17 protein-coding genes and 1 tRNA gene are annotated in these 21,080 nt (G+C 40.3%); 13 read left to right on the forward strand and 5 right to left on the reverse strand.

The genetic code is table 11. From position 1 onward, the window contains the following. Positions 1–77: 77 nt before the first annotated feature. The 4 genes from recJ to B4B65_RS16690 all read left to right on the forward strand — a co-directional run bounded on the left by recJ (position 78) and on the right by B4B65_RS16690 (position 5,812). Positions 78–1,778, forward strand: a complete 1,701-nt coding sequence (recJ, locus tag B4B65_RS16675) for a single-stranded-DNA-specific exonuclease RecJ (RefSeq protein WP_293917070.1) — start codon at positions 78–80, stop codon at positions 1,776–1,778. Positions 1,779–1,817: 39 nt separating this feature from the next. Further along, positions 1,818–2,552, forward strand: a complete 735-nt coding sequence (gene lptB / locus B4B65_RS16680) for an LPS export ABC transporter ATP-binding protein (RefSeq protein WP_003000598.1) — start codon at positions 1,818–1,820, stop codon at positions 2,550–2,552. A 24-nt stretch (positions 2,553–2,576) separates the two neighbouring features. Then, positions 2,577–4,091, forward strand: a complete 1,515-nt coding sequence (locus B4B65_RS16685) for a GH3 auxin-responsive promoter family protein (protein ID WP_293917073.1) — start codon at positions 2,577–2,579, stop codon at positions 4,089–4,091. A 653-nt stretch (positions 4,092–4,744) separates the two neighbouring features. Then, positions 4,745–5,812, forward strand: coding sequence for a branched-chain amino acid aminotransferase (locus B4B65_RS16690; protein WP_201680614.1), 1,068 nt, complete (start codon positions 4,745–4,747; stop codon positions 5,810–5,812). Positions 5,813–5,886: 74 nt separating this feature from the next. Here B4B65_RS16690 and miaA read toward each other — a convergent pair whose 3' ends face one another. From miaA to pdxA, 4 genes are all read right to left on the reverse strand, one after another. Then, the gene (gene miaA / locus B4B65_RS16695; RefSeq protein ID WP_293917076.1) at positions 5,887–6,795 is read right to left on the reverse strand and encodes a tRNA (adenosine(37)-N6)-dimethylallyltransferase MiaA; all 909 of its coding nucleotides are present in this window, start codon (positions 6,793–6,795) and stop codon (positions 5,887–5,889) included. Continuing rightward, the gene (locus tag B4B65_RS16700; RefSeq protein WP_201680616.1) at positions 6,796–7,377 is read right to left on the reverse strand and encodes an IS1096 element passenger TnpR family protein; all 582 of its coding nucleotides are present in this window, start codon (positions 7,375–7,377) and stop codon (positions 6,796–6,798) included. It lies immediately after the preceding gene. Positions 7,378–7,463: 86 nt separating this feature from the next. Continuing rightward, the gene (locus tag B4B65_RS16705) at positions 7,464–8,882 is read right to left on the reverse strand and encodes a CCA tRNA nucleotidyltransferase (RefSeq protein ID WP_293917079.1); all 1,419 of its coding nucleotides are present in this window, start codon (positions 8,880–8,882) and stop codon (positions 7,464–7,466) included. Between the two features lie 122 nt (positions 8,883–9,004). Further along, entirely contained in the window at positions 9,005–10,060 is a 1,056-nt protein-coding gene (gene pdxA, locus B4B65_RS16710; RefSeq protein ID WP_293917081.1) for a 4-hydroxythreonine-4-phosphate dehydrogenase PdxA, read from the reverse strand. Between the two features lie 230 nt (positions 10,061–10,290). On the opposite strand from pdxA, the gene B4B65_RS16715 reads away from it, so the two are divergent. The 4 genes from B4B65_RS16715 to B4B65_RS16730 all read left to right on the forward strand — a co-directional run bounded on the left by B4B65_RS16715 (position 10,291) and on the right by B4B65_RS16730 (position 13,378). Beyond that, a tRNA-Ala gene (locus B4B65_RS16715) sits at positions 10,291–10,367 on the forward strand. Positions 10,368–10,500: 133 nt separating this feature from the next. Further along, positions 10,501–11,280, forward strand: a complete 780-nt coding sequence (gene rsmA, locus B4B65_RS16720; RefSeq protein ID WP_201680619.1) for a 16S rRNA (adenine(1518)-N(6)/adenine(1519)-N(6))-dimethyltransferase RsmA — start codon at positions 10,501–10,503, stop codon at positions 11,278–11,280. An 11-nt stretch (positions 11,281–11,291) separates the two neighbouring features. Beyond that, positions 11,292–12,452, forward strand: a complete 1,161-nt coding sequence (locus B4B65_RS16725) for an FAD-dependent monooxygenase (RefSeq protein ID WP_293917083.1) — start codon at positions 11,292–11,294, stop codon at positions 12,450–12,452. Next, positions 12,449–13,378: an NAD(P)-dependent oxidoreductase gene (locus tag B4B65_RS16730; RefSeq protein WP_293917085.1), complete on the forward strand. Its 930-nt coding sequence runs from the start codon at positions 12,449–12,451 to the stop codon at positions 13,376–13,378. The genes B4B65_RS16725 and B4B65_RS16730 overlap by 4 nt, the downstream gene beginning before the upstream one ends. A 3-nt stretch (positions 13,379–13,381) precedes the next feature. On the opposite strand, the gene B4B65_RS16735 is transcribed toward B4B65_RS16730, so the two are convergent. Continuing rightward, positions 13,382–14,251 carry a hypothetical protein gene (locus tag B4B65_RS16735; RefSeq protein ID WP_293917087.1) on the reverse strand — a complete coding sequence of 290 codons (870 nt, stop codon included), beginning with the start codon at positions 14,249–14,251 and terminating at the stop codon, positions 13,382–13,384. A 128-nt stretch (positions 14,252–14,379) separates the two neighbouring features. Here B4B65_RS16735 and acs point away from each other — a divergent pair, with 128 nt between their 5' ends. From acs to B4B65_RS16760, 5 genes are all read left to right on the forward strand, one after another. Continuing rightward, complete coding sequence (acs, locus tag B4B65_RS16740) at positions 14,380–16,371, forward strand: acetate--CoA ligase (RefSeq protein ID WP_201680623.1); 1,992 nt, start codon at positions 14,380–14,382, stop codon at positions 16,369–16,371. Between the two features lie 124 nt (positions 16,372–16,495). After that, positions 16,496–18,805 carry a putative monovalent cation/H+ antiporter subunit A gene (locus tag B4B65_RS16745; protein WP_293917090.1) on the forward strand — a complete coding sequence of 770 codons (2,310 nt, stop codon included), beginning with the start codon at positions 16,496–16,498 and terminating at the stop codon, positions 18,803–18,805. Between the two features lie 2 nt (positions 18,806–18,807). Further along, positions 18,808–19,221, forward strand: coding sequence for a Na+/H+ antiporter subunit B (locus tag B4B65_RS16750; RefSeq protein ID WP_003000617.1), 414 nt, complete (start codon positions 18,808–18,810; stop codon positions 19,219–19,221). A gap of 1 nt (position 19,222) precedes the next feature. Continuing rightward, positions 19,223–19,579: a Na+/H+ antiporter subunit C gene (locus tag B4B65_RS16755; RefSeq protein WP_201680625.1), complete on the forward strand. Its 357-nt coding sequence runs from the start codon at positions 19,223–19,225 to the stop codon at positions 19,577–19,579. Then, positions 19,576–21,078 (forward strand): proton-conducting transporter membrane subunit, encoded by a 1,503-nt coding sequence (locus tag B4B65_RS16760; RefSeq protein WP_201680626.1) that lies wholly within the window; start codon positions 19,576–19,578, stop codon positions 21,076–21,078. The genes B4B65_RS16755 and B4B65_RS16760 overlap by 4 nt, the downstream gene beginning before the upstream one ends. Positions 21,079–21,080: the final 2 nt, after the last annotated feature.

Genomic DNA, 21,080 nt, shown 5'->3' on the forward strand with positions numbered 1-21,080 from the left:
CATTTTGAGTTACTGTCCAAAGATTAGGTAAGTAGCATTTCAAAACGTATATTTACACGTTAAATCAAGGCAAAGATATGCAAAAAAGGTGGGTACTGAAGTCTAAATCTGAACATAACAAAGTCATAAAACTGAGTGATGAATTAGGTATCAGTACTGTACTTTCCGAATTGCTTATCGCCCGTGAAATCGAAACGTTCGATCAGGCACGTACCTTTTTCAGACCATCTTTAGAAGAGCTTCATGATCCTTTCCTGATGAAAGACATGGACATTGCCATCTCCCGCATTGAAAAAGCGATCGGTAATAATGAAAAAATTCTGATTTATGGAGATTATGATGTTGACGGTACAACCGCAGTAGCCGTCGTTTATAATTTTTTCAGAGAATTCCATTCCCGTATAGAGTTTTATATTCCGGATCGATATGCCGAAGGATATGGTATATCCATGCAGGGCGTTGACTATGCGGCCGAGAACGGATTTTCTTTAATTATAGCTTTAGATTGCGGTATCAAAGCTAATGATAAAATCGATTATGCGAATGCCAGAAATGTTGATTTTATTATAGGAGACCACCATTTACCTGGAGATGTTCTTCCGAATGCAATTGCAGTGCTGGATCCCAAACGGGAGGATTGCCCTTATCCTTACAAGGAGCTTTCCGGATGTGGGATAGGCTTCAAGATCATTCAGGCTTTTATCCAGAAAAACGGAATGGATATCCAGCAATGTTATCAGTTTCTGGATTTGGTAGCCGTCAGTATTGCTTCAGATATTGTACCTATAACTGGTGAAAACAGGATATTGACGCATTTCGGATTACAGAAACTGAACACCAATCCTTGCTGTGGATTACAGGCATTAATCAATCTGTCCTCTAATAAAACAGGGACTTTTACCGTCAATGATATTGTTTTTCAAATCGGGCCGCGTATCAATGCAGCCGGAAGAATAGATCACGCCAAGGATGCAGTTAAACTCCTCATATCCAAATCGCTGCAGGAGGCAAAAGATTTCTCCGAAAGCATTGACGATCAAAACAATGTCCGAAAGGATTTTGATCTCAGAATTACGGAAGAAGCGTTAGCCCTGATCGATGAAAGTGAAAATCTAAAAGCCCGCAAATCGACAGTATTGTTCAAATCAGACTGGCACAAAGGTGTGATAGGTATCGTCGCTTCCCGTCTTACTGAAAAATACTACAGACCTACTATTATTCTGACACAGACCAACGGACATGTTGCCGGATCTGCGCGATCGGTCATCGGATTTGACCTGTATGAAGCTTTGAGTGAATGCAGTGACCTACTGGATCAGTTTGGAGGGCATAAATACGCTGCCGGACTGACGATGAAGCTGGAAAATGTCAGCTCTTTTCAGCAAAAATTTGAAGACGTTGTTAATACGCTTATTAAACCTGAAATGCTGCAACAGGAGGTGCTGATCGAACTTACCATTCCATTATCGGAAATAACATCCCGATTCTTCAAAATCTTAAAGCAATTTGAACCTTTCGGGCCTCAAAATGACGCTCCTATCTTTCTGACTAAAAAAGTGGTTGTCATCGGAAATGCGTATCTTGTAGGAACCAACCATATCAAAATGACCATTCGTCAGGAAGATTCGGCAGCCTTTGATTGTATAGGCTTTGGATTAGCCGAACATATTGCGCATATCAATAGCGGAAAACCGTTTGATATCTGCTACGTCATTGAAGAGAATAACTGGAGGGGCAAGAAGAATTTGCAATTAAATATAAAAGCAATACGATATTAAATATATTTGTAAAGCATCAGTTTTGAAATACATACATTCATGATCTTAAAAGCAGAACATCTTATCAAGAAGTATAAGCAACGTGTCGTTGTGAATGATGTTTCTTTTCATGTGGAACAAGGTGAAATCGTTGGTTTATTAGGCCCGAACGGAGCCGGAAAGACCACCTCTTTTTATATGATTGTGGGGCTGATAAAACCCAATGAAGGTCATGTATTTTTGGACGATCAGGAAATCACAAGCGATGCCATGTATCAGCGTGCGCAAAAAGGAATCGGTTATCTGGCTCAGGAAGCTTCCGTATTTCGAAAGCTGTCTGTAGAAAATAATATTCTGGCTGTCCTGGAGATCCATTACCCCAATAAGGAAGAGCGTCTGGCGAAACTGGAAGAACTTCTTTCGGAGTTCAGTCTGCACCGTGTTCGCAAGAACAGAGGAGACCTGTTGTCCGGAGGAGAGCGCCGGCGGACTGAGATTGCCCGTGCTTTAGCAGCTAATCCATCATTTATCCTGCTGGATGAGCCTTTTGCAGGGGTAGATCCTATAGCCGTGGAAGAAATCCAAACGATTGTCTCCAAACTAAAAACCCGGAATATCGGAATTCTGATTACTGACCACAATGTTCAGGAGACATTGTCCATCACGGACAGAGCTTATCTACTGACGGAAGGAAAAATTATGTTAACCGGTACACCGGAAGAAATCGCAGATAACGAACTGGCCCGTAAATTCTACCTCGGCCGTCATTTCGAGCTCAGAAGAAAAAAACTATAATATTCTAAATCGCTGATATAGACTATGGCATTACTAAATTCACTCTTCACCTGGTTTTTAAAGAAAAGGATGCATCAGATAGACCTTTTCATCAAATACCCGCATGAAGTACAGGAAGAGTGGTTTCAGAGTCTGATATCAACTGCCGAAGCAACTGAATGGGGCAAGAAATATGATTATAAAAGTATTCTTACCCCTGAGGAGTTTAAGGAAAGAGTTCCTATCCAGGATTATGATTCGATTAAAGGTTATGTAGACCGGATGATTAAAGGAGAACAGAATATCCTTTGGCCATCTGATATTAAGTGGTTTGCAAAATCTTCAGGTACTACAGCCGATAAAAGTAAATTTATCCCCGTCAGTGAAGAAGCGCTGGAAGAATGTCACTATCAGGGAGGAAAAGATATGCTTTCTATCTATTGCCACAACAGACCGGAAAACAAACTTTTCACCGGCAAATCTGTAGTATTGGGAGGCAGTTCTCAGATTAACAGCTTCAACTCAGATTCCTACTACGGAGATCTGTCCTCTATTCTGATTCGAAATCTTCCATTCTGGGCAGAGTTCAAGCGAACCCCGAATACGGAGGTGACTCTTAATCCTAATTTTGAAGAAAAAATTGAAAATATCGCCAATATCACGATTAAGGAAAATGTAACCAGTCTGGCCGGAGTTCCGACCTGGAATGTAGTTATGGCAAAAAGAATACTGGAAATCACAGGAAAGAACAATTTACTGGAAGTCTGGCCTAATCTTGAATTTTACAGCCATGGCGGAGTCAGTTTCAAACCGTATCGTGAACAGTTCAAAAAACTGATACCTTCAGAGAACATGTATTATCTGGAGAATTACAATGCTTCTGAAGGCTATTTTGCTCTTCAGGATCGTTCTGATTCGGATGATCTGCTACTGATGTTAGATTACGGGGTTTACTACGAATTTTTACCTATTGAGAATCTGCATGATGAACATCCGAAGACCCTAAGTCTGGATCAGGTCGAGATCGGAAAAAACTATGCATTGATTATTTCTACCAATGCTGGATTGTGGAGATATATGATCGGAGATACAATCAAGTTTACGGATCTTTCTCCATATCGTATACAAGTATCGGGCAGAACAAAGCAATACATTAATACATTCGGAGAAGAAGTCATCGTTGATAATGCAGAAATGGCTGTTAATAAAGCTTGCGAACGGACACATGCTATTGTAAAAGATTATACAGCCGGACCAGTGTATTTCAAAGACGGAGAAGCGGGAGCACATGAGTGGATTATTGAATTCGAACAACAACCCGACAACTTCGAGCACTTCTGTCAGATTCTGGACGATACATTAAAATCTGTCAACTCAGATTATGAGGCCAAAAGATTCAAAAACATGGCTTTAGCTTTCCCGATTATCCATAATGCCCCTGAACACACCTTTTTCGGGTGGATGAAATCAAGAGATAAACTTGGTGGACAGAATAAAGTACCCCGATTATCCAATAACAGAGAATATCTGGAGCCAATACTGAAGTTAATGGGGAAATAACCTCAGGCTCGTCTGAAAATGACCGCAACCAGATAGGTTAAAAAACCATATATAAATTTCAATATCAGAACTGTACTCCTGATAGGCGAATCTCTAAAGGAAAGCTCTATATCCCGAGCATCCCTCCGACTATTTTCCCGATTTACCATATTAGTTATCAATAGGTTACAACCAAAAATAAACATTTAATCTATTATACAAGATTAATTTCATTTTCGTTCAAAGAAGTTAGATAAGAAATGTTCAATTTCTGCTCTGTCAGTTTGGGAAACCTGACACAGCTGATTAAGGTTTTATGGCTACCCGATAGAGGTATACAAAAAATCCTAAAATAAACCTGATCATCCCGACCTGCTCTATTTTATTACCTGAATTGTTTTTCATAGATGAAATATTTGGCATTAATAATTGATGTTATAGTTCAGATCAATCAGACTGATCTTCTACAAAACAAGCGGACTCTGAAAACTCAGCACCGGCTATGCTGAAATGTAACAACGGGAGATCGGGTTTTGTTTTAAAAAAAATAATATTTTTAAATCTAAACATTAAATCCAGAGCCAGTAGTTCTTTTCATTCTCAAAAAATTAAGGGCCAGAACTTTCATCCTGTGTTTCTTTTCCTTACATTAGCCTAAGAAATAAATTTTAAAGATGAGCGCGACAGAAACACATTCCATTCGCGTAGAGCCAACGCAACAATCAAGACTCTCGCAGGTAGATTTTAACAATCTAAAATTTGGAAAATATTTTTCAGACCACATGTTGGTGGCTGAATATGAAAACGGAGAATGGACAGATGTGAGTGTCGTCCCATTCGGAGACCTGACTATTAGCCCTTCCATGTCTGCATTACATTACGGACAAGCTATTTTTGAAGGAATCAAAGCCTATAAATTTGAAGACGGAACGGTCAGTATTTTCCGTCCGGAAAAGAACCTGGAACGCTTCAATAAATCAGCAGCCAGACTGGAGATGCCGGAAGTACCGGAAGAAATCTTTATAGGTGGATTAAAGAAACTGTTACAAGTTGACAAAAACTGGGTGCCGAATGTAGAAGGAACTTCCCTTTACATCAGACCTTTTATGTTTGGTACTGAAGCGGCATTAGGTGTTCATCCTTCTGCGACATATAAATTCATTATTATTACTTGTCCGGTAGGAGCATACTATAATAAACCTCTAAAGTTAAAGGTAGAGACTCATTATACCCGTGCAGCACAGGGTGGTGTGGGATTTTCAAAAAATGCCGGTAACTATGCATTATCTCTTTATCCTACACGCCTGGCAAATGATGAAGGCTTTGATCAGTTAATCTGGACAGATGCCAAAGAACATAAATATATTGAAGAAGCGGGTACGGCGAATCTGGTATTCCGTATAGGTGATACCATTATCACTCCTCATGATGACACTATCTTACATGGAGTGACAAGACGTACTATCATTGAACTGGCTCAACACTGGGGATATAAAGCAGAGCAACGCCATGTCTCTGTACAGGAATTGATTGACGGAATCAAAGAAGGAATCGTTACGGATGCATTCGCTGCAGGAACAGCTGCTACTTTAACACCTATATCTACTATCGGATTTAACGGTGAATTGTATGAACTGCCTGCGGTTGAGAATCGTGAGTTTTCAAACAAGGTATTGAGCTATCTGAATGATCTTCGCTATGGAAAAATTGAAGATCCGTTTGGCTGGAATCTGATTGTTTAAGCATCATACAGCAGATAAAATAAAAGGGAGAAANNTTTCTCCCTTTTATTTTATCTGCAAATTCGTATCAACTTTTACCGGGACACTAAAGAATCTGTATAACTGATAATTCCTTCCTGATCATCCGGCTCAAACCATCTCGTGCCGGTATCCTTCTTAAACCATGTAATCTGACGTTTGGCATACCGTCTGGAGTTTTGCTTTATCTTATCAACAGCTTCCTCCAATGAAATCTTACAAGCCAGGTAATCGAATATCTCTGCATAGCCAACAGTTAACAAAGCGGGTTTATCTCTGTAAGGCATCAATCCTTTCACTTCTTCTACCAATCCTGCCTGCATCATCAGCTCTACACGTTTATTAATACGGTTATACAATTTTGCACGGTCGGTATTCAGAGCAACTGTAATAATGTTAAAGGGACGCTTCGCAACAGTATGCTGACGGTAGAAAGAAAATGGCTTCCCTGTACTTTCATATACCTCCAGCGCACGAATAACACGTTGTGAATTGTCAATATCTACTTCAGAAAAATATACAGGGTCTACCTCTTGAAGGTAGTCCTGCAGGACTGCGATACCTTCTCTATCAAACCGCTCATTCAGCGCCTCCCGAATCCCGGGAAGAGGTTTAGGAAGATTATCAAGACCTTCACATACAGCCCTCACAAACAATCCCGAACCTCCGACCAGCACGACAACATCGTGATGTACAAACAGTTCTTCGAGTTTAGCAAGTGCATCTCTTTCAAAATCTCCTGCAGAGTATTCTTCACTGATGGAATGAGAATCCACAAAATGATGAGGTACACTTGCAAGCTCTTCTTTAGAAGGCTTAGCTGTACCTATACACATTTCTTTATAAAATTGCCTGGAGTCTGCGGAGAGGATCTCCGTCTTGTAATATTGTGCAATTTGTATAGCCATAGCTGTCTTCCCGACTGCGGTAGGACCGACTATGGCTATTAATGTCTTTTGTTTCACTTAGTATTCGTCTTCGACTCCTGAAGAGCCTTTTTCTTCTCCACCTTCTTCACTTTCTTCATCGTCAAACATGTCGTAGTCATCTTCTTCATCTACTCCATATTGTGTTTCTTCTTCATAATCTGCGGTATCATCATCCTCATCCAACGGAGTAGTAGGGGCTGCAAAAGCACCTAATGGCTTAGGGGCTGCTCCCACTGTTTTGAATACGACCGGATATTCTTTTCCGTCTTCCTCTTTCAGAATCTTGATTAACTCAACATGAAAGTCGTACGGGCGGTCAAAATTGTAGACATAATAAAATTTTTGATGAGGATCATCTATAAATTTACTCAGGCGGATATTCTCCATCAACAATACATCTGCACTAATCTTTCTTTCTGAAGGAAGAAGGGCGATTTCAGTTCCCTTTTTCCATTGATCATTACTGACATAAAATGAAGATGAAACCTCTGTCTCGTAAGTCGTGGTTTTGTGTATTGCATTATGTAAATCCAGAAAGCTCTGCTTTGAAAGCATATCAATCTCACGATAAACATCTTCGTAGTCTTCAAATGTAACTTTAAATCTGTATATGGCCATTGCTGTAACTATGTGAAATCTTTAATTTTTATTATATTGAATTGCAGTCTAAAATTACAATTTTATTTCTCTGAATAAAAATGAGATTATAGTACTAGCTTACGCTTAGCTTCCAATCCCATCTGTTTTGCCTGCTCCAGCATAAAATAATAAGCCTGCTCTTTCGAATTCGTAATATCTCCTTCTAATATCGCTTCCCGGATTGCATTCTTGATTTTCCCTACTTCTCTACCTGGTCCCAGATTGAACACGGTCATGATATCTTCCCCGGTAATAGGCGGCTGCCAGTTGCGGATCTGATCGCGTTCCTCGACATCTTTGAGTTTTTGCTTCACAAGTTCAAAGTTTTCTCTGTACTTTTTCTTCTTGTACTCATTCTTTGTTGTCACATCTGCATGACATAGGAGCATGAGCGCATCAATATCATTCCCTGCTTCGAACAACAGACGTCTGACCGCAGAATCTGTAACAATATCTTTGGCCAAAACGATAGGACGCAAATGCAGAAGCACCAGTTTCTGAACGAATTTCATCTTATCATGCAGGGGCAATTTGAGTTCTGCAAATAATTTTGGAACCATTCGGGCACCTTTATCTTCATGACCATGAAATGTCCAGCCTAGTTTTTTATCAAATCGCTTGGTGGCAGGCTTTGCAATATCGTGCATAATAGCTGCCCATCTCAGCCACAGATCATCGCTGTATTCAGCAACATTATCCAAGACTTCCAATGTATGGTAAAAATTGTCTTTATGCCCTTTACCTTCTACGATATCCACGCCATGTAATTGATACATGGCCGGAAATACAAGCTCCAGAAGTCCTGTATCAAACAGATATTTGAAACCAACAGAAGGTTTGTCTGACAGAATAATTTTATTCAACTCATCCGTAATCCGTTCTTTTGAAATAATGCTGATCCGTTCACGGGTATTATATATAGCTTCGATTGTTTGAATATCAATCTTGAATCCTAACTGGGAAGCAAAACGAATAGCACGCATCATTCTTAACGGATCGTCAGAAAAAGTTTCATGAGGAGCGAGTGGTGTGCGAATAATACGCTGTGCAATATCTTCTATGCCGTTGAACGGATCAAGTAAAGCTCCATAGTTATAAGCATTCAATGAATACGCCATAGCATTAATAGTAAAATCACGGCGATTCTGATCGTCTTCCAGCGTTCCGTTTTCTACTATTGGTTTTCGGGAATCAGAACGATAGGACTCTTTGCGCGCGCCTACAAATTCAATATTCAATCCGTCGTACACTAACATTGCTGTACCAAAACTTTTGTATACAGTCACTTTCGTTTTCAACTTCTCTCCTAGTTTATCAGCAAACTCGATTCCACTTCCTATCACAACAATATCCACATCATTCTTGAATGGTCTCCCCATTATTCGGTCGCGTACATATCCTCCGATAACATAGCATTCGGTACTAGTTTGTTGTGCTAAATCTTTGATAAGGGAGAAAATCGGATGTTGTAAATTGTCACTCATAGCTTGCCACGGTTCTCAAAAACCATTAAGTCTGCAAAAGTAAGGAATTTTATTATAAATCAGCACGCCCGGCAAACAAGACTGTTTACGAAGCGTAGTGATAAAGTCAGTGTCAAAAAATATTAGTCGCGGTCTTTGCTCAGCTTACGGAAGGCCAACGGATTAGCCGTTAGTTCAGCTTGCTCGCGACGACGCTCCACAATATGGACAGCTGTAAAAAGGGCTTCCATAAAGGAATCATGAGATGCGACATTCTTACCTGCAATATCATATCCTGTACCATGATCCGGAGAAGTCCGCACAATCGGTAAGCCTGCTGTAAAATTGACACCGGTTCTTGATGCAATATGTTTGAACGGAATAAGTCCCTGATCATGGTACATAGCCAGTACCGCATCAAATTTGGTATAAGTGTCACTGGCAAAAAAACCATCTGCCGGGTAAGGTCCGAAACAGAAAATCCCTTCTTCATTCGCCTTTTCTACTGCAGGCCGGATAATATCACGATCCTCTGTGCCTATTAATCCGTTATCACCGGCATGAGGATTAAGTCCTAACACTGCAATTTTGGGTTTTTGAATCCAAAAGTCTGTTTTCAGACTCTCATTCATCATCCTTAATTTATGCAGGATTGCATCTTCTTTAATAGCAGCAGAAACTTCATGAACCGGAATATGTCCCGTCACTACTCCTACCCTAAGCTCTTCACTGATCATAAACATCAATACATCATCCGCATTTGTCCTTGCCTGCAGATATTCTGTATGTCCCGGGAATTGGAATCCTTCCTGCTGGATATTATGTTTATTAATCGGAGCAGTCACTAAAGCATCTATTTTACCTGCATTCAGATCTTCAACAGCTTTTTCTAATGATAAAAAAGCATATTTACCGCCAGTTTCATTTTCTTCTCCAAGTGTAATCTTTACATCTTCCTGCCAGCAGTTGATCATATTTGCACGTTTCGGATTTGCCTGATCAGGTTCATTGATCACATTAAAGCTAAAATCGTTTATTCCGATAGCTTTACGATGAAATGAAGCAACTTTAGTATTGCCATAAACAATCGGAGTGAAGAATTCTAAAACCCGATTATCCATTAATGACTTGATAATTACTTCAAGGCCAACTCCGTTAACATCACCAATAGAAATCCCAATCTTTAGTTTCTCACGCATAATTATTTACTTTAATGCTTCAAAAATAATGAAAAATAATGTCAAATCTTAGGGTAAAACACAGGTTATCTAACGTTTTATTTTTATAATGGTTTTATTTAAAGCAGAATTTTAACAGGAAAGAATGGCTGTCATACTGCTTTTTTGTTCTATTTACAGATCTTTCCCGCCTTTTGTTAAAATAAATTTTGAGTAGTAATAAAATTTTACAATCTTCACGCTCTCGATTGGGGGGTTTAGCTCATTTGGCTAGAGCGCTTGCCTGGCAGGCAAGAGGTGACCGGTTCGAATCCGGTAATCTCCACCACTTTACTTAACAGCCTTTGGTTATCAGCCAAAGGCTGTTTCTATATAAACCAACCCTACTATGCCTATTAATAAAAACGTTTTTTGACCTATCACATCCCTAAGATGATTATCTTTGTCACAAAGAGATTAATATGAGTACAGTAAGAGCAAAAAAACATTTAGGACAACACTTTTTAAACGACAAAAATGCAGCACAGAAGATTGTGGATGCTTTAGATCCTAAATTGGGCTTTTCACAAGTACTTGAAGTAGGTCCGGGAATGGGCGTATTATCCGATTTTCTGCTTCAGAAATCCGAATACCAGACTTATTTAATTGATGTAGATGACGAATCTATCGAATTTTTAGCAGATAAATATCCGGAATTAGGAGATCGCTTGATTCATGGTGATTTCTTAGCATTGGATTTTTCAAAATATTTCGGACCAAAAATGGCTGTAATCGGGAATTTTCCTTACAACATTTCCTCTCAGATTCTTTTTAAGATACTGGATGAACGGCAACGTGTGGTCCAAATGACTGGCATGTTTCAAAAAGAAGTAGCCGAGCGCTGTACCGCCAAAGCAGGAAGTAAAGAATATGGTATCCTAAGTGTATTTCTGCAGGCTTATTACCATGTTGAATACCTGTTTACCGTTAAGGCAGGAGCCTTTACTCCTCCTCCTAAAGTACTTTCCGGTGTCATCCGCATGACACGCAATGAGAGAGAAGAGCTGGATTGTGATGAAAAACTATTCTGGAGAGTGGTCAAAGCAGGATTCAATCAGCGACGCAAGACTCTACGTAATTCTCTTTCGGGAGTTGTTCCAAAAGATAAAATGTCGGACAATCCATTGTATGAACTACGGGCTGAACGCTTATCTGTTGAAGATTTTGTTCAATTGACTAACGAAATTTCCGCTGTGAATTAAAAAAAAGTACTATGAAGCACTTTACAATTATTGGTGGAGGTGTAGCCGGATTGACAGCAGCAATTGGTCTGCAGAAAATCGGCATGCAAGCTACTGTTTATGAAGGTGCTCCTGTACTAAAAGGAATCGGAGCTGGATTTGGTCTTGCGGCAAATGCCATGAAGGCCTTAGAGTATCTTGGACTACGGACTGAAGTGATGGCTCTCGGGCATCTGCTGCCGGATTATAATATTCTGGATGAAAAAGGACAGATACTGGTTGCACCGGATACCTCTTCCATTTCGCAACGCTACAAACAGGACAATTTTGCAATCCATCGGGCGGATCTTCATCAATATCTCCTTTCTAAAATAGAACCTTCATCGTTGCAGCTCGGTTATCGGGCAGTCCAACTGCAACAACACCAGGAAAAGATTATCCTAACTTTTGACAATGGACATACTGTGGAGACAGACTATCTGCTGATTGCTGATGGTGTCAAATCGGCTTTAAGACAGCAGCTGATTCCCTCTTCTGCACCACGATACTCCGGATATACCTGCTGGCGGGCCACAATAGACAATTCGACTATACAGCTTGGCAAGGGATCTGAAACCTGGGGAGCTAAAGGCAGATTCGGTATGACCCCACTGGTGGGAAACAAAATTTACTGGTATGCCTGTATCAATACAAAAGCTAATAATCCGGTTTACAGAAACTGGAATATAGAAAATCTGCGACAACATTTTGCTTCTTATCACCATCCCATACCTGAGATATTAAACGAAACAGAGAATAGCCAGCTGATATGGAACGATATTATAGATATCAAACCATTGAATCAGCTAGCTTTCGGAAACATACTGCTAATGGGTGATGCCGGACATGCAACCACTCCCAATATGGGGCAAGGTGCCTGTCAGGCTATTGAGGATGTAGCTGTACTTATAGACGAACTGAAGAAAGACAAAACTATCGCGCAGGCTTTTCTGGATTTCGAAAAACGAAGATTATCCAGAACACGATATATTACCGAAACGTCCTGGACTATCGGTCAAGTTGCACAATGGCAAAACCCTGCTCTGATAGCCATGCGTAATTTTTTAATGAAAATTCTTCCGGAAAATCTTCAGCAGTACAAACTGAACAAGTTATTGAATGTTGATTTCATGGAAATAAATAATAAAAGATGAGTACGAAAGTTTTAATCGTCGATGACGTACATGAAGTTTTACTGGAAAAATTAAAAGCTGCCGGAATTGCATATGATTACCAACCGGAGATCACAAGAACTGAAGCTGAAAAGCAAATAAATGAATACTCGGGACTTGTGATCCGTTCAAAATTTCAGATAGATCAGGCTTTTATGGATCTTGCTCCCGGACTTTCTTTTATTGCCCGGGCAGGGGCAGGTATGGACAATATTGATGAAGCATATGCTGCTTCACGCAATATTATACTGATCAACGCTCCCGAAGGGAACCGCGATGCTGTAGGTGAACATATGACAGGCATGCTCCTTAGCCTTATGAACCATCTTAACCGTGGCCATCAGCAGATAAAAAACAGGCAATGGCTGCGTGAAGAAAATCGCGGTTATGAACTGAAAGGCAGAACTGTAGCATTGATCGGGTATGGTAATAACGGACAGGCAATGGCAAAAAAACTATCCGGATTTGAAGTCAATGTAATTGCTTATGACAAATATAAAACCGGATTTTCGGACGAATACGCCAGAGAAGTCTCTATGGAAGAAGTCGTTAAATATGCAGATGTGTTGAGTTTCCATATTCCATTGACCCGAGAAACCAAAGGTATGGTAGATCAGGAATATTTATTCCACTTCAGAAAGCCAATTTTCTTTTTGATGGGTGCAAGAGGGGGTATTGTTGATATTCCTGCTGTATTGAAAAATCTTGACAGCGGCCGGATCATTGCCGCAGCATTTGATGTTCTACCGCTAGAGAAATTCCCTTCCCTTGGCGAGCAACCCTGGTTTGAGGATCTGATGAACCGGGACAATGTACTGGTCAGTCCCCATGTTGCTGGATGGACTTTTGACAGTTATTATAAACTGTCTGCAGTCGTTGCAGATAAGGTAGTGGCATTCTTAAAATAAGCATTAAAGCAGGCTTACAGTTAAAAATACCAGCACAAACTGTAATATCAGGCTGAGATCCAACAGGTAGGCGTAATGATAGTGACCTTCCTTCCGGAAAACAAAAAATTTCAAAAAAGCGGCAATCAGTATATCTGTCAGTAACAACCCCAGCACAATTTGGGAGTTATAGCCTGTAATAGCGATCAAGGTAATATGAATAAGAAGTAAGGTATAGCACAGTCTTTTTGCCTTTTTCTCCCCCAGCATGTTGGGCAAGGTTTTGAGATGGTAATACGAATCCTGTGCAATATCCCGGATATCGAAAGGAAGAGTACAGATAATCAATAAAAGAAATTTTAATACGGCTAATGTTGCTAACAGTTGTATATCGATCATAATCCCACTGCTGAACAATTCAATGTATGGAAGGATAACACTGCTACAGACCCAAACTAAGGCTATATGGAAAATTTTTGCTCCCGGTAATTGTCTTAACCCTACTCTGCGTCCCTGATATCGAAATACCGGAAAACCATATAACACACTCAGCAGGCCGATAACACCCAAGAATAGAAAGGAATTAAAGTGTATCTGAAAAAGACAGTATAACAATATTCCTCCTGCTAAAACTGTATTGAGCCATAACACCCATTCATTCCCAAACACCCACCGGGTACGTGCGAATCTGGATTCTAGTGGATTTTTGGGTTTGGACCATACTAAACTAAAATTGTAAAGCATTAAGGTGGCAGCTCCCTCTACCAGTATAATGGCATAATCCATTGGTTGGCTGAAGACATAATATGTCAGTGCACACTGTGCCATCGCTGCCAATGCAATAAGCAGATTGGTATATATAGATATGTAAAACAGTTGTCTGAAAAATTTCATAAGGCTCAGCCTATTTCTTAATGCACCTATAACAATTGTGTTATATGGACACATAAATTTCGGCATTAGGGTTTTAAAAATTGATATTTCGTTGCAAAAAAAGTAAATTAGTGCTTCATTTATCCAAAATGGACAAATTGAATAAATATTTGTCCGATACCGATAAGTGGACAAATATAATTAAGTATAAACCAAAAAATAATATGAGTCTACAAATTAAATCATTTGAAGAATATCAGGATGTCTACAAAAAAAGTGTAGAAAATCCGGAAGAATTCTGGGCGGGGGTAGCTGAAAATTTCTTCTGGAAACGTAAATGGACAAATGTGCTGGACTGGAATTTTAAAGAGCCAAAGATTAAATGGTTTGAGGGAGGAAAAGTTAATATCACAGAAAACTGCCTGGATCGTCATATTTACAACCTTGGAGACAAACCTGCTATTATCTGGGAACCAAATGATCCGAATGAAGCACACCGTATCCTTTCATACAAGCAATTGCTTGCTAAAGTAGAGCAATTTGCGAATGTTCTTAAGAATAACAATGTCAGTAAGGGAGACCGTGTCTGTATTTATCTGCCGATGGTTCCGGAGCTGGTTATCGCTGTATTGGCCTGTGCTCGCATAGGAGCTATTCACTCTGTTGTATTCGGAGGATTTTCAGCTCAGTCTATTGCAGATCGTATTACAGATGCCGAGTGTAAACTGGTCGTCACATCTGATGGCAGTTTCCGGGGAAATAAAACCATTGAACTGAAAAGGATTGTAGATGATGCATTGATGCAATGTAAGTCCGTAGAAAGGGTAATCGTACTTACCAGAACCCGTACACCGGTATCTATGATTAAAGGACGTGACGTGTGGTGGGAAGATGAAATCAAAAAAGTGGAAACACAGGGAAATCCAGCCTGTCCTGCAGAAGAAATGGATGCAGAGGATACCTTATTTATTTTATACACTTCCGGATCTACAGGAAAGCCTAAAGGTGTGGTACATACGACCGGCGGATACATGGTATATGCGGGATACACTTTTGCTAATACTTTCCAGTATCAACCTGGAGAAGTTTATTTCTGTACAGCAGATATCGGCTGGATCACAGGACATACTTACATCGTCTACGGCCCCTTATCACAGGGCGCTACCTCATTAATGTTTGAAGGAATTCCTACATTCCCGGATGCAGGCAGATACTGGGATATTGTAGACAAGTTTAAAGTAAACATTTTATACACTGCTCCCACAGCAATCCGTTCGCTGATGGCCTTCGGAGATCAGTTTGTGGACAATAAGGATCTTTCTTCTATTAAAAAGCTTGGATCAGTAGGTGAGCCTATCAATGAAGAGGCATGGCACTGGTTTCACGATAAAATCGGAAAAGGTAAAGCTCCTATCGCAGATACCTGGTGGCAGACAGAGAATGGAGGGCACCTCATTACTCCTATTGCGGGTATCTCCCCTACAATACCGGGATATGCCATGTTGCCGCTACCAGGTGTACAGCCGGTGCTGGTAGACGAAAACGGAACAGAAATAGAAGGAAATGATGTTTCCGGAAATCTTTGTATCAAATTCCCTTGGCCGGGTATGCTGCGTACAACATGGGGTGATCATGAGAGATGTCGTCAAACCTATTTCTCTACTTACGAAAATATGTACTTCACAGGAGACGGATGTTACCGTAGCCCTGAAGGATATTATAAAATTACAGGTCGTGTTGATGATGTCTTAAATGTTTCGGGACACCGAATAGGTACTGCAGAAGTAGAAAATGCCATCAATATGCACTCTGATGTGGTCGAGTCTGCGATTGTAGGATACCCTCACCCGGTGAAAGGGCAAGGTATTTATGCATTTGTTATTGCAAATCATCATATAGATGAAAACAGTACTCGTCAGGATATTCTACAGACTATTACACGTATCATCGGAGCGATTGCCAAACCGGACATTATACAGTTTGTACCTGAGCTTCCAAAAACCAGATCAGGAAAGATCATGAGACGTATCCTTCGCAAAATTGCAGAAGGAGAAGTATCAAACCTTGGGGATATCTCTACATTACAGGATCCTAACATTGTCCAGACAATCGTAGAAGGAGCTGAAAAACTTAAGAAATAGTACAAAAAAAAGCGAGGCAACAAATATTGTCTCGCTTTTTTGTAAAAAACGCAATAAAAGCCTGATTTTTCGACAAAAATTTAGTATTTTGTTTCCCTAAGTAATACTTTAAAACAAAGACTAAATGCTATTTGCCGTTTTATCAGGACTAATAACATCGAGCCTTATTGTTCCGTTTGGGAGATTTCTGAAATCCAAATGGGGTTTTATTCTCGCTTTTTTGCCTTGCATCTTATTTCTATATTTCCTCCAGTATACAGCAGCTATAGTTGATGGAAATATTATTCAGCAGCACATTTCATGGGTACCGTCTCTTGGAGTTGACTTTCAGTTTCGTCTGGATGGGTTATCCCTGCTTTTTACATTTCTGATTACAGGGATCGGTACAGCCATTTTCCTGTACGCACGCTCCTACCTCAAAGGCTACCCTAATTTTGACCGCTTTTTTGGATTTCTATGCCTTTTCATGGCTGCCATGCTCGGGGTGGTGCTCTCTGACAATATTTTCCTGCTGTTTATCTTTTGGGAACTGACAAGTATCAGCTCTTTTTTCCTGATAGGCTTCAACAATGAGCAAAGTGATTCCCGAAAAAGTGCGCTGACAGCACTCAGCATTACCGGATTAGGCGGATTCTTTCTACTGGCCGGACTTACTTTAATTGGAAATATTGCAGATACCTATACTATTTCAGAATTAGTGGATAAGCGCTCCTTAATTATTGAGCATCCCTTATATCCGCTTATACTGGGACTTATATTTATAGGTGCTTTTACCAAATCAGCGCAATTTCCTTTTCATTTTTGGTTACCGGGTGCCATGAAGGCTCCGACTCCTGTTTCCGCTTACCTGCACTCTGCGACTATGGTAAAGGCCGGTATTTATTTACTGGCACGTTTCTTCCCTATTCTGGGTGGTACGGAATACTGGACTTATCCGCTTCTCATCATAGGTGGTATTACCATGCTATATGGCGCTATACATTCCCTCTTCAGAGTAGATATGAAAGGGGTGCTGGCCTATTCTACTATCTCCGCATTAGGCATATTGACCTTTCTGTTAGGTATGGGAACAAAAGAGGCCATTATAGCCGCTGCAGTATTTCTACTGGTACATGCTTTGTATAAAGCAACGTTATTCCTGATTACGGGGATTATCGATCATGAAACCGGCACACGAGACCTCAGTAAGTTACAGGGATTAAGAAAAGTTTTATTTCCGGTAGCTGTTGCGGGTCTCTTAGCTTCTCTTTCCAGTGCCGGAATGCCGCTTACTCTTGGTTTTATAGGCAAAGATCTTATTTATGATGCTACCTTGAAATTCGATACCCAATTAGCTCTTTTTGTAACAATAGCCGCAGTAGTCACGAATATTGGCCTCGTTGCAGCCGGATTTATGGCTGGAATAAAACCTTTTGCAGGAAAACTTCCGGATCAATTTAAAGATCTTCATTTACCTTACAAATCGATGTGGATCCCACCTCTGGTATTAGCCGTTTTAGGATTGCTGCTGGGTATCTATCCGGAATGGATTGGACATATACTTACCCAACAGACTGCATCCAGTATCTTCGGAGGTGCCGTGGAAGTTCATCTGAAACTATGGCACGGCTTTAATACTGTTCTTATTCTAAGTCTGCTGACGTTAGCATTGGGTACTATTCTCTACCTGATCAATAAACCCAGCAACAGTAAGTTATTAAAGGTTGAAAAACTAAATGTACTCGCACCACAGACTTTATTCAACCGTTTTGGAAATGGTTTTGTAGCCTTTTCAAATCGCTATACACAGACGCTGCATAACGGTTTTTTGCGTTCCTATCACTTAAAAATTATTCTGTTTGCAGAGGCTTTACTCGCTTATAAATTATATCTGAGCGGGCCGATTTATATTGATTACAGCAAATTGTCTGCGATAAGTATATATGAAGTCTCTATAGTACTTATTCTGATCGGAGCCCTTTATCTTGTCGTCAGCACTTCATCCCGTTTAACTGCTGTTGTGTCTATGAGTGTGATCGGGTATTGTATCTGTCTTCTGTTTGTGATTTACAGTGCTCCGGATCTCGCTATGACCCAGTTTACGATCGATACGCTATCTACCGTACTATTTGTTCTGGTCCTCTATAAGCTGCCGGTATTTATGAATTATATGGGACCAAAAGTACTTATCCGTGATGCGATAGTCGCCCTTTCCTTTGGCGCATTACTTTCCATGATTGCGCTCAAAGTATTACAGGAACCTGTAGATACTGTCGTGAGTGATTTTTATGGTGCTAATGCCTATCTGATGGCAAAGGGTAAAAATGTGGTAAATGTCATTCTGGTGGACTACAGAGGTATCGATACCATGTTTGAAACTATTGTATTGGCCATTGCAGCTTTAGGAGTATACAGTTTATTGAAATTAAGGTTAAAATCTTCAGAAAAAGAATAGATATGAAAAGTATAATTTTACAGACAGCATCCAAATATCTGCTTCCTATCTTATTGTTGTTTTCTGTTTTTCTTTTATTGAGAGGGCACTATTTTCCCGGAGGAGGCTTTGTGGGTGGCCTTGTGGCATCGATAGCTTTTGTATTACATAGCTTTGCTTACGGAACAGAGCAAACCATGAAAATACTTCGTTACAAACCTCTTTCCCTGATCCCTATAGGTCTGGGGATATCCAGTCTTAGTATGGTCGCACCGCTGCTCTTCGGTAAACCTCCAATGACAGGGCTTTGGATTGAGCAAAAGATTCCCGTCATCGGTATGATCGGTTCAGCCTTATTTTTTGACATCGGCGTTTATCTTGTTGTTATTGGCGTCGTACTGACTATTTTGTTTACCATAGCCTTAAATACAGACTGATATGGAGTTGATACTTGTTGTACTGATCGGTCTGCTGTATGCCGCAGGAGTATATATGATCCTGAGGAGAAGTATGGTCAAATTATTATTGGGGATTATGTTGCTGGGCAATGGTACGAATATTCTGATATTTCTATTAGGAAACATTACGAAGGGAAAGCCTCCTGTTATTGATCCGGATCTGAGTATATTCAATGAAATCTATGCAGATCCTATACCTCAGGCTTTGATCCTGACCGCTATTGTTATCAGTTTCGGTCTGACAGCCTTTGCCATTGTACTCCTCAAAAGAGTATACGCGCTGATAAACAGTGATGATTTAGATGATTTAAATACGCCAGAAGAAGACGATATATGATTGACAATTACATACTAGCTCCTGTTTTTATTCATTTGTTTACCGCCATAACTCAGCTTATATTCTGGCGGAAAACAGTGACACAGCGTGTATTGAGTATTTTGGGCAGTACCCTGGGACTGTCCGCAGCTATCAAACTCTTTGCAAGAGTATATGATGGACCTATTTTAACAATGAGTGCCGGAAACTGGGATGCGCCATTCGGAATAGTATTCGTAGCGGATACACTGAGCACGACATTAGTACTTCTGACTTCTATAGCCTGTCTGGCAGTATCTATATTCTCTGCGACAGGTATCAGCCGTCAGCGTATACGTTATGGTTATTTCCCGATCTTTCATTTTTTGATACTGGGTCTTAACGGAGCCTTTCTGACAGGAGATATCTTCAACTTATATGTTTATTTTGAAGTGATAATTATCTCTTCTTTTGTCTTAATGACCCTGGGTGGACGAAAGGCCCAACTGGAAGGCGCGGTAAAGTATATGGCGATGAATATTCTGGCCTCCACTTTTTTCCTGACGGGGATTGGGATTTTATATGGTATCACAGGCTCCCTTAATATGGCAGATCTGGCACTGAAAATTCCGAATGTCAAAGATCAGACGCTTGTAGGTATTACATCATCCTTTTTCATTATCGGATTCGGGATCAAATCAGCGGTATTTCCATTGTATTTCTGGCTTCCATCATCCTACCATACTCCCCCGTCTGCTGTAGCTGCAACATTTGGCGGATTACTGACTAAAGTTGGTATATATGCCATGTTCCGCATCTACAGTCTCATATTTATTCCCAGCCCTTTTATGAAGAACCTGCTTCTAACATTGGCGATTCTGACCATTGTAACAGGAGCTTTAGGGGCCATGACAAAAACAAATATCCGAAGGTTATTTTCGTATCTGATTGTGTGTCATATCGGATTTATGGTGGGAGGACTGGCGATGTTCAGCAAACTCGCTTTGATGGGCGCTGTATTTTATCTGATACATGATATTATGGTCAAGACAAATCTGTTCCTCATTGCGGGACTGATAAGGCAATTAAGAGGATCGATGGATATGAAAAAGATCGGTGGTTTGTATGCAGAATATCCAAAGATATCGTTGCTGATTGGCATTGTACTTTTTTCACTGGTCGGAATTCCTCCTCTGTCAGGTTTCTGGCCTAAGATTTATCTTATTCAGGATGCTTTCCGGCTGCAAAACTATGCTTTTATAGGGGCAGTTATCTTAGGAAGCTTTATTACGCTATATGTTATCGCCAAAATGTGGAGCGAAGTTTTCTGGAAAAAACCTGATAATGAAACTGAGATTGAGGACAAATTCGAGCCTCTGCCGTTGTATAAAAAGATATTACTGGTGGCTCCGATAGCACTTCTGGCAGGAGTATCCTTGTATATCGGCCTGAACGCTGAAGCTATTATAAAGGTTTCGGATAAGATTGCTACTGAAATGTTAGATACACGCCCATACATACAGGCCGTACTGGGCAAATAAAA

The organism is Sphingobacterium sp. UBA5789 (genome assembly GCF_002418355.1).
Taxonomy (GTDB): domain Bacteria; phylum Bacteroidota; class Bacteroidia; order Sphingobacteriales; family Sphingobacteriaceae; genus Sphingobacterium.

What these genes read in the sequence shown, in the direction of transcription:
- recJ (WP_293917070.1), top strand. Translation starts at nt 78, where the DNA reads ATGCAAAAAAGGTGGGTACTGAAGTCTAAATCTGAACATAACAAAGTC.
- lptB (WP_003000598.1), top strand. Translation starts at nt 1,818, where the DNA reads ATGATCTTAAAAGCAGAACATCTTATCAAGAAGTATAAGCAACGTGTC.
- B4B65_RS16685 (WP_293917073.1), top strand. Translation starts at nt 2,577, where the DNA reads ATGGCATTACTAAATTCACTCTTCACCTGGTTTTTAAAGAAAAGGATG.
- B4B65_RS16690 (WP_201680614.1), top strand. Translation starts at nt 4,745, where the DNA reads ATGAGCGCGACAGAAACACATTCCATTCGCGTAGAGCCAACGCAACAA.
- B4B65_RS16700 (WP_201680616.1), bottom strand. Translation starts at nt 7,377, where the DNA reads ATGGCCATATACAGATTTAAAGTTACATTTGAAGACTACGAAGATGTT.
- B4B65_RS16705 (WP_293917079.1), bottom strand. Translation starts at nt 8,882, where the DNA reads ATGAGTGACAATTTACAACATCCGATTTTCTCCCTTATCAAAGATTTA.
- pdxA (WP_293917081.1), bottom strand. Translation starts at nt 10,060, where the DNA reads ATGCGTGAGAAACTAAAGATTGGGATTTCTATTGGTGATGTTAACGGA.
- rsmA (WP_201680619.1), top strand. Translation starts at nt 10,501, where the DNA reads ATGAGTACAGTAAGAGCAAAAAAACATTTAGGACAACACTTTTTAAAC.
- B4B65_RS16725 (WP_293917083.1), top strand. Translation starts at nt 11,292, where the DNA reads ATGAAGCACTTTACAATTATTGGTGGAGGTGTAGCCGGATTGACAGCA.
- B4B65_RS16730 (WP_293917085.1), top strand. Translation starts at nt 12,449, where the DNA reads ATGAGTACGAAAGTTTTAATCGTCGATGACGTACATGAAGTTTTACTG.
- B4B65_RS16735 (WP_293917087.1), bottom strand. Translation starts at nt 14,251, where the DNA reads ATGAAATTTTTCAGACAACTGTTTTACATATCTATATATACCAATCTG.
- acs (WP_201680623.1), top strand. Translation starts at nt 14,380, where the DNA reads ATGGACAAATTGAATAAATATTTGTCCGATACCGATAAGTGGACAAAT.
- B4B65_RS16745 (WP_293917090.1), top strand. Translation starts at nt 16,496, where the DNA reads ATGCTATTTGCCGTTTTATCAGGACTAATAACATCGAGCCTTATTGTT.
- B4B65_RS16750 (WP_003000617.1), top strand. Translation starts at nt 18,808, where the DNA reads ATGAAAAGTATAATTTTACAGACAGCATCCAAATATCTGCTTCCTATC.
- B4B65_RS16755 (WP_201680625.1), top strand. Translation starts at nt 19,223, where the DNA reads ATGGAGTTGATACTTGTTGTACTGATCGGTCTGCTGTATGCCGCAGGA.
- B4B65_RS16760 (WP_201680626.1), top strand. Translation starts at nt 19,576, where the DNA reads ATGATTGACAATTACATACTAGCTCCTGTTTTTATTCATTTGTTTACC.